The sequence below is a fragment of the Limnobaculum eriocheiris genome, assembly GCF_021010575.1.
In the GTDB taxonomy this organism is placed as follows: Bacteria; Pseudomonadota; Gammaproteobacteria; order Enterobacterales; family Enterobacteriaceae; genus Limnobaculum; species Limnobaculum eriocheiris.
This window is the reverse complement of the sequence record NZ_JAJNAG010000065.1, coordinates 1-11,248: the sequence shown is the minus strand read 5'-3', so window position 1 is coordinate 11,248 and position 11,248 is coordinate 1. Positions and strand designations below refer to the sequence as shown.

Sequence of the window (11,248 nt, the reverse complement as noted above, 5' to 3'; positions counted from 1 at the left end):
GGTGGAATGACCGTTTCGGATCACATCACTCGTTTCAGAACAGCGGGGACAAACTACATCAATCTTTGCCATCAATCATCCAAAGGGCGAAGAATACCACAACACTAAATATGCGTCACGACCAAATATTGATGATAAATCGGGAAGTTTGTTCAATGAAAAGGTTTGATGGTAAAGGCATGGCTCTAAAAAATAACAGGGGAAGACCCGCATCCTTCCCCCTTTAACGTTTTAATACATTCTGCGGCTCATACCTAAAATATCCAACAGCTTGGTCGAAATTTCTTCTACGGAATAGTTGGTGCTGTTAATAAAGCGAATATTGTTTTTACGGTACAGTGCTTCAACTTCAGCAATTTCCATACGGCACTGGCGTAACGACGCATAGCGACTGTTTTCTCTGCGTTCCTGACGAATGGCAGATAGCCGTTCCGGATCAATAGAGAGGCCGAACAGCTTGTGCTGGAATGGCTTAAGCGCAGCGGGGAGTTGAATATTGTCCATATCGTCGGCGGTAAAGGGGTAGTTAGCCGCCCGAATACCAAACTGCATGGCTAAATAGAGGCTGGTAGGTGTTTTACCGCAGCGGGATACGCCCAGCAAAATTACCTGAGCGTCTTCCAGATTACGCAGTGAAATACCATCATCATGCGCCAGAGTGTAATCAATAGCGGCGATACGGGCATCATACTTCACCAGATTGCTGGCTGTTAATCCGTGGGTACGATGAGCAGCAGGCAAAGGTGCAATACCTAATTCTTGCTGTAAAGGGGCAACCAGTGTATGAACAATATTTTGACAGTAGCCTCGGCTAGCCTCAATAATCGATCGAATTTCCGGTGAAACAATAGAGTAAAACACCAGTGGCTTCTGTTGGGTTTTCTGATAGAGATCGTCAATTTGTTGGCGAACTTCATGGGCTTTTGCCTCATTTTCAACAAAAGGGATAGTGTATTGATTCAAACTAATAGGAAACTGCGATAACACTGCATGTCCTAATACTTCAGCGGTAATTGCCGTGCCGTCAGAAATATAGAAAACTGTACGCTCCATGGCGTTCTCCTGTTGCTGATTTTAATGATGAGATAACACGTTCTTAAAACCACTCGATGGATATGAACAAAATTGTTGTTGAATATGCGCATAAAAAGCGCGATTACGAACAAGGTACAATAATTATAAGTTTAAGAAAACTCAGTTTAAATGCGGAAACGATTAATCATTTCATAAGTTGTTCATTGCTGTGTAAGCTTTCTTATGTATCTGGATTTTTGACTTGTCCGGTATAAAACTTGTTTTGTCATTTAATCCGATTTATTGACTCAATAATGGAACATCTCTAATGCCTGATATCAATAGTAATCAACACAACGTTGTTTGGTATAACCAACTGGGAATGCATGATGTTGATCGTGTTGGGGGCAAAAATGCCTCCTTAGGGGAAATGATCACTAATCTGAGCGAACTGGGTGTATCGGTTCCTAATGGTTTTGCTACTACTGCTCAGGCGTTTAATGATTTTCTTGAGCAAAGTGGCGTAAATCAGCGCATTTATCAGCTACTCGACCAAATTGACGTGGATGACGTAAAAGCACTGGCGGATGCCGGAGCACAAATTCGCGGCTGGGTTATCGATACGCCATTCCAGCCAGAACTGGAACAGGCGATTCACCAGGCCTATCAAACGCTGTCAGAAGGTAATGTCGGGGCCTCGTTTGCGGTTCGTTCATCAGCAACTGCTGAAGACATGCCTGATGCGTCGTTTGCCGGTCAGCAAGAAACCTTCCTTAATGTGCAGGGTATTGATGCGGTAATGGTGGCGATTAAGCATGTATTTGCTTCGCTGTTTAACGATCGCGCGATTTCTTACCGTGTGCATCAGGGCTATGACCACCGCGGTGTTGCGCTCTCTGCCGGGGTGCAACGCATGGTGCGTTCTGATTTAGCCTCTGCCGGTGTTATGTTCACCATTGATACTGAATCGGGCTTCGATCAGGTGGTATTTATCACCTCAGCCTACGGTTTAGGTGAAATGGTGGTACAGGGGGCGGTTAACCCGGATGAATTTTATGTCCATAAACCGACGTTGCTAAATGACAGACCGGCTATCGTTCGTCGTACCATTGGTTCAAAAAAGATTCGTATGGTGTATTCCGACAGTCAGGAACATGGTAAGCAGGTTTGTATTGAAGATGTGCCAGAAGCCGACCGTGTACAGTACAGCCTGCGTGATGATGAGATTCAGCAGCTGGCTCATCAGGCTCTGTTGATTGAAAAACACTATGGCCGCCCAATGGATATTGAATGGGCAAAAGATGGTCATACCGGAAAACTGTATATCGTACAGGCTCGTCCGGAAACGGTTCGATCCAATGAACAAGTGATGGAGCGTTACCAGCTTCACAAGCGCGGTGAGATTCTGGCGGAAGGGCGCGCTATTGGTAACCGCATTGGTGCGGGACCAGTAAAAGTGATTACCGATTTAAGCCAGATGGATCGTATTCAGCCGGGTGATGTACTGGTAACCGACATGACTGACCCGGATTGGGAACCCATCATGAAGCGTGCTGCGGCCATCGTAACTAACCGTGGTGGGCGAACTTGCCATGCAGCGATTATTGCCCGTGAACTGGGTATTCCTGCGGTTGTGGGCTGTGGCAATGCCACCGAGTTACTGCATGAAGGGCAGAAAGTGACAGTCTCCTGTGCTGAAGGTGATACCGGATTTATCTATCAGGATATTCTGGACTTTAAGGTTCAAAGTTCCCAGTTGAACCAACTGCCAGAGATTCCGGTAAAAATCATGATGAATATCGGTAACCCGGATCGCGCTTTTGACTTCGCCCGTCTGCCGAATGAGGGAGTGGGTCTGGCCCGTCTGGAATTTATCATCAACCGTATGATTGGCGTGCACCCAAGAGCGTTACTGGAGTTTGACCAGCAGGAAGAGTCTGTTCAGCAGGAAATCCGTGAACTGATGGTTGGTTATGACGATCCGGTGGAGTTCTATATTGGCCGCCTGTCAGAAGGTATTGCGACACTAGCTGCCGCTTTCTGGCCAAAGCGGGTGATTGTTCGCCTGTCAGACTTTAAATCTAACGAATACGCCAATCTGGTCGGTGGTAGTCGTTACGAACCTCATGAAGAGAACCCAATGCTGGGATTCCGCGGGGCAGGTCGTTACGTTTCTGAAGACTTTAAAGCCTGCTTTGCGCTGGAATGTGAAGCGATTAAACGGGTTCGTAACCAAATGGGTCTGACTAACGTTGAAATCATGATCCCATTTGTACGCACGGTGGATCAGGCTAAAGCGGTTATCGATCGTTTGGCACATGAAGGGCTGAAACGCGGTCAGGATGGGCTGAAAGTGATTATGATGTGTGAAATACCGTCTAATGCACTTTTGGCAGAAGAGTTCCTGGAACACTTTGACGGTTTCTCTATTGGCTCTAACGATATGACGCAGCTAACTCTGGGTCTGGATCGCGACTCCGGTGTAGTTTCCGAACTGTTTGACGAACGTAACGACGCAGTAAAAGCCTTACTTTCTATGGCTATTAAAGCCGCCAAGAAAAAGGGTAAATACGTCGGAATTTGCGGTCAGGGCCCATCAGACCACGAAGACTTTGCCACATGGTTAATGGAACAAGGCATCGACAGTCTGTCTCTCAACCCGGACACCGTTATTAAAACCTGGGTGGCACTGGCAGAAGAAAGCGCAGAAACGGTTTGATAGCATCGTTAGTTGTTTAGTTTGTGCGCTTTGTTTGCAAAGCTAAGTACAGATGGTCTTCCGACCGGGTATAAAGGCGATATATCCAATATCGTTTTTACGGCCGGAAGATCGTCGACATTTAGTTCAAAAACAATCCAATCAAATAGTTAGATCCCGTTCCAAATCCGGTAGTTCATCCATCGGCTCAGGAACCTCATCAACCCAGGCGGAAATCAAACGGTACGACACAGCTAACACCACCGGACCGATAAATAACCCGATCATACCGAAGGCCAGTAATCCCCCGATAACCCCGGAAAGAATCAGCAACAATGGTAAATCCGCACCTAAACGAATCAGCGCAGGGCGCAGGAAGTTATCCATGGAAACTACAATACAGCTCCATACTAATAGCACAGTGCCCCAAGTGTTATCTCCGCTCCAGTACAACCAGAACACTGCCGGGAACAGAATAAGCGATGGCCCGATTTGCGCCAGACAGCAAATAAACATTAATACCGTTAATAATGTGGCATAAGGGATGCCGGATATGGCTAAGCCAATACCCCCCAGCAGTGCCTGAGTCAGCGCGGTGACCACTACCCCCAGCGCAACGGCACGGATAGCCTGAGCGCCAAGAATAACCGCTGCTTCACCACGTTTTTCTGCCAAACGTAATGCAAAGTGGCGGATGCCTTTAGCCACGGCTTCACCCTTAGCGTAAAGAATTGCACTGAAGACCACCATCAGCGTACCGTGCAGCATAAAACCACCAACGTGAGCAACCTGCGAAACGAACCAGGTGGTAGTGGCACCGGCATAAGGCTGGATGCTGGCAACCAGCGCTTTACCATTATCAGCCGTCATCGCTTGCCAGTTACGATACAAGCGGTAACCAACACCTGGAATATCATTTAGCCAGGCCAGTTTAGGAATATGCCAGTTTTCTGGTTTTCCTATCCAATCAACTAACTGACCGCTATTGTCTACAATACTATTAATCACCAGGCCAAAAGGCAGAACAAACACCACCACTAATAGCAGCGTCATGAAAATCACGGCCGGCGTTCGCCGCCCCCCCGTGTATTTTTGCACTCGTAACAACAATGGCCAGGTTGCAATCACCACCATGCCAGCCCAGGCAAAGCCTAAAATGAAAGGCCGAACCACCCAAAGGCAGACAATGAGCATCATAAGAATAAACAGTATTCCAAACATCAGACGTGCAAGGTCAAAACTTTTTTTTGGTTGCGTCATGGCGTACTCATCATGAAATAGGATTGTTAATAACTAAGCTATAGTATCGGGTATAGCTAGCCGTTACGCTATTTTAATTAATAAACTGATAACTATCATTTAAGCCTGAGCGTTGGCAAAAACAGGTTAATAAATCATTAGCCTTTCATCAACATTGGGAAACAGCGCGAAGAGTTGCGATAAATTTAATGGATGAGCTACGCAAACGATAAAGCAGTATGCTAGTTTAGTTCGCTGGATTGGGTAATGTTTAGAACATAATAAAAAATAACGTAAAGAGACTAATGGCAATGATTCCACAGCTAAAGCAAGCACCTGGTGTTGATTCACCGGTTCAGGAGTATTTAGGAGCATTAAAACAGGCCGGTTTCAGCGGTGATATCGCCACCCAATATGCGGACCGCCTGAGTATGTCAACGGATAACAGTATCTATCAGATGTTGCCACAGGCCATTCTGTTTCCGCGTTCTACGGCAGATGTGGTGTTGATTGCCCGCACCGGACAACAGGCTGATTTTTCTGCCATCAGGTTTACCCCAAGGGGGGGCGGCACAGGCACTAATGGACAGTCGCTAAACGATGGTATCGTTGTTGATATGTCGCGCTATATGAACCGTATTCTTGAGCTGAATTTAGAACAAGGATGGGTTCGGGCTGAAGCCGGGGTGGTTAAGGATCAACTGAATCAATATCTCAAGCCTTATGGTTATTTCTTCTCGCCGGAACTGTCAACCAGTAACCGGGCAACGCTGGGAGGAATGATTAATACCGATGCGTCTGGTCAGGGTTCACTGGTGTATGGAAAAACCTCTGATCACGTTTTGGGACTAAGAAGCGTTCTGCTTAACGGAGAATTGCTGGACACGCATGCCATGCCGATAGCGCTGGCTGAACAACTGGCATTACAACAAACGGCTGCGGGACAGGTTTACCATAGCGTGTTGGAGCGGTGTCGCCAGCAACGCCAGCTTATCATTGATAAGTTTCCCAAGCTGAACCGTTTTCTTACCGGTTACGATCTCAGGCATGTTTTTAGCGATGACCTGCAAACCTTTGACCTTTCACGCATTCTGACCGGTTCTGAAGGTTCTCTGGCATTTATTACCGAGGCCAGACTGAATATCACACCGTTACCGGCACTACGTCGACTGGTGAATATTAAGTATGACAGCTTTGATTCAGCGCTGAGAAACGCACCGTTAATGGTGGAGGCTAATGCGCTATCGGTCGAGACAGTTGACTCTAAAGTTTTTAATCTGGCCCGTGAAGATATTGTCTGGGAGTCAGTGAAAAATCTGATTACCGATGTACCGGGTAAAGATATGCAGGGGTTGAATATCGTTGAGTTTGCCGGTCAGGATCCTGAACTGATTAATCGTCAGGCTGAGTTTCTCTGCTCCCGACTGGATCAACTGATGGAAAAGGGCGAAGCCGGAGTCATTGGTTATCAGTTATGTAGTGACTTAGCGGATATTGAACGTATCTATGCGATGCGTAAAAAAGCGGTAGGTCTATTGGGCAATGCGAAGGGTTTAGCTAAGCCTATTCCTTTTGCCGAGGATACCTGTGTACCACCGCAACATCTGGCCGACTATATTTCAGAATTTCGTGGGCTACTGGATAGCCATAATCTGGCTTACGGTATGTTTGGTCATGTTGATGCCGGAGTATTGCACGTTCGTCCGGCGCTGGACATGTGCGATCCGCAACAGGAGCTGTTAATGAAACAGCTTTCCGACCAAATCGTTGCGCTGACAGCCAAATATGGCGGTTTGTTATGGGGAGAACACGGCAAAGGCTTCCGTGCTGAATACAGTCCGGATTTTTTTGGTCCGGAACTGTATGACGAGTTACGTCGCATTAAGGCGGTATTTGATCCGGATAATCGGCTGAATCCGGGTAAGATTTGTCCGCCAATGGGGCGAGACGATGCACTTTACAAGGTGGACGCTGTAAAGCGTGGCACTTTCGACCGTCGTATTCCATTGGCGGTACGAACCTCCTTTAAAGGTGCTATGGAGTGTAACGGTAACGGCTTGTGTTTTAACTTTGATGCTAACAGTCCAATGTGTCCTTCAATGAAGGTTAGCGCTAATCGGGTTCATTCACCTAAAGGTCGTGCAACGCTGGTACGAGAGTGGCTGCGATTATTGGCAGAAGAGGGTGTTGATCCACTGGAGCTTGAGAGTCGATTAGGTGAGCAACGCTTGAGCTGGCGCAGTTTATTAGACAAGACTAAAAACAGCCTGCGCCAGCGTCAGGGGGAATATGATTTTTCCCATGAGGTTAAGCAATCTATGGCGGGTTGTCTGGCCTGTAAAGCCTGTTCCACTCAATGTCCGATAAAGATTGATGTTCCGGCATTTCGCTCCCGTTTTCTGCAGCTGTATCATACGCGTTACTTCCGCCCGGCCAGAGACTATATTGTTGCGTCAGTAGAAAACTATGCGCCAGTGATGGCAAAAGCTCCGCAGCTGTTTAACTTCTTTATTCGTCAACCCTGGGTTCAATCGCTTGGCGCAAAAAGTATTGGTATGGTGAATTTACCGCTGCTCTCTTCACCTACGCTAAAACAACAACTACAGGGGCATCAGGCCTGCACCATGACGCTGGAGCAACTGGAAGGAATAGATACACAAAGCAAACAGCAGTATGTGTTAGTGGTTCAGGATCCCTTTACCAGCTATTACGATGCCAAAGTCGTGGCGGACTTTATTCAGTTGATTGAAAAACTAGGGTTGAAACCGGTGTTATTGCCCTTTAGCCCAAATGGTAAAGCGCAACACATCAAAGGTTTTCTACGGCAGTTTGCCAAAACTGCCCGGCGCACGGCAGATATGCTGAATCGTGTGGCTAAATTAGGTATACCCATGGTGGGGGTCGATCCGGCGCTGGTGCTGTGCTATCGCGATGAGTACAGCCAGATTTTAGGCGAAAAACGGGGTGATTTTAAAGTGCAACTGGTGCATGAATGGCTGAATGCCAATCTGGCCCGTTTCCCGTCCAAAAGCGCAGAACCGACACCCTGGTATCTGTTTAGCCACTGTACAGAAAGTACGACGCTACCCGCCAGCGGCAAGCAGTGGCAAGAACTGTTTAGCCACTTTGGCGCTAAATTGAATAACGTCAGCCTTGGCTGTTGTGGCATGGCCGGAACCTATGGTCATGAAGCCGATAATCTGGATAATTCTGCCGGTATTTATGCCTTATCCTGGCAAAAAGCGCTGGAGGGGAAGGATGCCAGCCGCTGTCTGGCTACGGGGTATTCGTGCCGTAGTCAGGTTAAACGTTTTAGTCATGTAATATTGAAACATCCGCTTCAGGCCTTGCTTGAGCTGGTGTGATGAGTCATTAATCAAGGTAAATAAATCTATGTGGAAACGTCACAAGACGTTGGCAGAACTAAACCTGATGTCAAAAGGAACCATGATCGAACATGTAGGCATTGTCTACACGCTACAAACGGAAAATAGTCTGGAAGCGACTATGCCGGTGGATCATCGAACCGTTCAGCCTTTTGGTTTGTTACATGGCGGTGCCTCAGTGGTGCTGGCCGAAACGCTGGGGTCTGTCGCCGGTTATTTGTGCTGTGAAGGCGAAGCGCAGGTAGTAGGGATTGATATCAATGCTAACCACATTCGTGCTGCGAAGCAGGGCATGGTTCGTGGAGTATGTACAGCCATTCATTTAGGTCGTAGTCATCAGGTATGGGAAATAAAAATTTATGATGAGGCGGAGCGGCTTTGTTGTATTTCCCGATTGACCACGGCGGTACTGGATAAAAAATTACGTTAGTGGCGCGTGTTTACAATAACAAGAAAGTATCTGATTATTTGATATTAAGGTGATTAATGTGAATAAGGTAAGCGGTAATCAACTAAAGGTTCCACAGGAGATTCACGCCTATCAGTTAGACGGCAAGGGCGGTATATTGCCGGTCACGGATAAGACGGAAGCCACAGCGGTACAGCCCTGTTGGATACATATAGATTACGAACAGCCAGAAAGCCTTAAGTGGCTAAACGACACGTCACTGCTGCCGGATAGTTTTAAAGAGGCATTGTCCGGAGAAAGCTGTCGCCCGCGGGTTGCCCGTCAGGGAGATGGAACATTAATTATTCTTCGCAGTATCAATCTGAATAGCGAGTCGGTTCCCGATCCGTTGGTAACGCTGAGAGTATTTATTACCGATAGTTTGATTATTTCCAGTCGTCATCGTCCCATTCATGCAGTAGATGAAGTGGTTGATGAACTAAAAAAGGGAACCGGGCCATTTCATAGTGGCAACTGGCTGGTGGAGATTCTGGATTTTCTGACCGATCAGGTTAGTGATTTTATTGATGATATCCACGGGCAGGTGATTGAGCTGGAAGATGGGCTACTGGATAAAGAGGTGCCGGAACGCGGGGTTATTGCACTTATTCGTAAGCAACTGATCGTACTGCGTCGTCACTTAATGCCACAACGGGATGTGTTTTCTCGTCTGGCCAGCGAACGGCTACCCTGGATGAGCAATGAAGATCGTCACCGGATGCAGGATATTGCCGATCGATTAGGGCGAGGTCTGGACGATCTGGATGCAACCATTGCTCGTACCGTTGTGGTGGTTGATGAAATTAACTCTCAACTGGCTGATGCCATGAACCGCCGTACTTACACCATGTCATTAATGGCAATGCTGTTTTTACCGGCAACCTTTCTTACCGGGCTATTTGGCGTCAACCTTGGAGGAATTCCCGGGGGCGATAAAGCGCATGCTTTTGCCATCTTCTGCACTTGTCTGGTGGTTGTTGGCGGTGGGATTTTGTGGTGGCTTAAAAAGAGTAAGTGGCTATAGATATGTTATGAATCAGCACCGACATTAATGTCGGTGCTGATGCCTTAAGTTTATCGGCAGATTAGGTTATCTACTTAACCTCAACAACATTAATACCTAAATCTTCATTTTCATCCGGTACAAAACCGGCGGGTTGCAGCGGGAACTCTTCCCGGTCAAAGGCTAAATCACCGCCGTTAATCACTTCCATTCCTTGTTGAATTGCGGTGAAGTCAAACAGTTCACGGTCGCACAGGTGGGATGGCACAACGTTTTGCATCGCGCTAAACATGGTTTCAATTCTGCCGGGATAACGGCGATCCCAGTCTCTGAGCATATCTTTAATCACCTGGCGCTGTAAGTTAGGCTGTGAGCCACAAAGATTGCAGGGAATGATTGGGAAGGCTTTTGCCTCGGCATAACGCTCAATATCTTTTTCGCGGCAATATGCCAATGGGCGGATAACAATATGTTTGCCGTCATCGCTGATAAGCTTTGGTGGCATCCCTTTTAGCTTGCCGCCATAGAACATATTTAAGAACAGGGTTTGCAGAATATCATCGCGATGATGGCCCAGCGCAATTTTCGTTGCGCCCAGTTCGGTTGCAGTACGGTAAAGAATACCGCGGCGCAGGCGAGAACAGAGAGAGCAGGTGGTTTTACCTTCAGGTATTTTTTCTTTCACAATGCCGTAGGTATTTTCTTCAACAATTTTGTATTCAATACCCAGCGTATTTAAATATTCCGGCAGCACATGTTCAGGGAAACCTGGCTGCTTTTGATCCAGATTAACGGCAATTAGTTCAAAATTGACCGGCGCGCTGCGCTGCAAATTTTGCAAAATATTCAGCATGGTATAGCTGTCTTTTCCACCAGAAAGGCAAACCATAATCCGATCGCCATCTTCAATCATCGAGAAGTCTGCGATTGCTTCACCGACATTGCGGCGCAAACGTTTATGCAGTTTATTTAGGTTGTATTGCTCTTTCTGACTCAGCGCTGCTGTTGTGCTCATAGCGGTAACTCTGTCTGCCTGATTATTGCCTGTTAGCAGGGGGATAACCTGCCGGGAAATCGTGGAGGTGTATGGTACGGATTATTGAGAGTGTTGTCAGTAGAAGAATAGGCTTCGATAACGGCGAAAACCGGGAAAATGGTAAAAAACAATAGCAATTAACTCTATATGGTTAGTTTTGACTTAAAATAATGCCCATTATTCGATTCAAATTAGTTAAGTTAGAAATTTGTCATGAAATTATCTTATGCAGAACTGTCAATTATACCAGTGATGTAATCGGCGAATATATATTAGAATCGACAAGGTATACAAACATAGGTCGTGACGCAGATTTAGTGGTAATGATTGATCGTCAGATACCATCCGATGATCTTATCGTGCATTTCTTCTGACTTTGAGAAGCAGATAGTCTTGCGGGTCAACCGTTTAAGATGGGTTCGCA

General features: G+C 46.8%; 9 protein-coding genes. 4 read left to right on the top strand and 5 right to left on the bottom strand.

The window, feature by feature from the left end; all coding sequences use genetic code 11:
• Together LPW36_RS16705 and ppsR are read right to left on the bottom strand one after the other, a co-directional pair.
• Positions 1 to 72: IS1 family transposase (locus LPW36_RS16705; protein WP_338085959.1), on the bottom strand; the 72-nt coding region annotated here is incomplete at its 3' end.
• 159 nt (positions 73 to 231) lie between these two features.
• The gene (gene ppsR / locus LPW36_RS16700; protein ID WP_230611631.1) at positions 232 to 1,053 is read right to left on the bottom strand and encodes a posphoenolpyruvate synthetase regulatory kinase/phosphorylase PpsR; all 822 of its coding nucleotides are present in this window, start codon (positions 1,051 to 1,053) and stop codon (positions 232 to 234) included.
• A 289-nt stretch (positions 1,054 to 1,342) separates the two neighbouring features.
• On the opposite strand from ppsR, the gene ppsA reads away from it, so the two are divergent.
• Complete coding sequence (ppsA, locus tag LPW36_RS16695; RefSeq protein WP_268991786.1) at positions 1,343 to 3,733, top strand: phosphoenolpyruvate synthase; 2,391 nt, start codon at positions 1,343 to 1,345, stop codon at positions 3,731 to 3,733.
• Positions 3,734 to 3,874: 141 nt separating this feature from the next.
• On the opposite strand, the gene ydiK is transcribed toward ppsA, so the two are convergent.
• Positions 3,875 to 4,972: an AI-2E family transporter YdiK gene (gene ydiK / locus LPW36_RS16690; protein ID WP_230611629.1), complete on the bottom strand. Its 1,098-nt coding sequence runs from the start codon at positions 4,970 to 4,972 to the stop codon at positions 3,875 to 3,877.
• Between the two features lie 290 nt (positions 4,973 to 5,262).
• On the opposite strand from ydiK, the gene ydiJ reads away from it, so the two are divergent.
• Genes ydiJ through zntB form a run of 3 tightly spaced genes read left to right on the top strand, consistent with a single transcriptional unit; the run spans position 5,263 to position 9,809 of the window.
• Positions 5,263 to 8,316, top strand: coding sequence for a D-2-hydroxyglutarate dehydrogenase YdiJ (gene ydiJ, locus LPW36_RS16685; protein WP_230611633.1), 3,054 nt, complete (start codon positions 5,263 to 5,265; stop codon positions 8,314 to 8,316).
• A gap of 28 nt (positions 8,317 to 8,344) precedes the next feature.
• Entirely contained in the window at positions 8,345 to 8,767 is a 423-nt protein-coding gene (locus tag LPW36_RS16680; RefSeq protein WP_230611627.1) for a hotdog fold thioesterase, read from the top strand.
• 58 nt (positions 8,768 to 8,825) lie between these two features.
• A complete protein-coding gene (gene zntB / locus LPW36_RS16675; protein ID WP_230611625.1) occupies positions 8,826 to 9,809 on the top strand; it encodes a zinc transporter ZntB in 984 nt (327 codons plus the stop codon).
• 70 nt (positions 9,810 to 9,879) lie between these two features.
• Here the strand turns inward: zntB and ttcA are convergent, their stop codons facing one another.
• A complete protein-coding gene (gene ttcA, locus LPW36_RS16670; protein ID WP_230611623.1) occupies positions 9,880 to 10,803 on the bottom strand; it encodes a tRNA 2-thiocytidine(32) synthetase TtcA in 924 nt (307 codons plus the stop codon).
• A 335-nt stretch (positions 10,804 to 11,138) separates the two neighbouring features.
• Positions 11,139 to 11,248 (bottom strand): IS1 family transposase (locus LPW36_RS16665; RefSeq protein WP_230608631.1); only part of this gene is annotated, 110 nt, incomplete at its 5' end.

Excerpts from the sequence above, each read along its gene's own strand:
- ydiJ (WP_230611633.1), top strand. The coding sequence starts at position 5,263 with ATGATTCCACAGCTAAAGCAAGCACCTGGTGTTGATTCACCGGTTCAG.
- ppsA (WP_268991786.1), top strand. The coding sequence starts at position 1,343 with ATGCCTGATATCAATAGTAATCAACACAACGTTGTTTGGTATAACCAA.
- LPW36_RS16680 (WP_230611627.1), top strand. The coding sequence starts at position 8,345 with ATGTGGAAACGTCACAAGACGTTGGCAGAACTAAACCTGATGTCAAAA.
- ppsR (WP_230611631.1), bottom strand. The coding sequence starts at position 1,053 with ATGGAGCGTACAGTTTTCTATATTTCTGACGGCACGGCAATTACCGCT.
- ttcA (WP_230611623.1), bottom strand. The coding sequence starts at position 10,803 with ATGAGCACAACAGCAGCGCTGAGTCAGAAAGAGCAATACAACCTAAAT.
- ydiK (WP_230611629.1), bottom strand. The coding sequence starts at position 4,972 with ATGACGCAACCAAAAAAAAGTTTTGACCTTGCACGTCTGATGTTTGGA.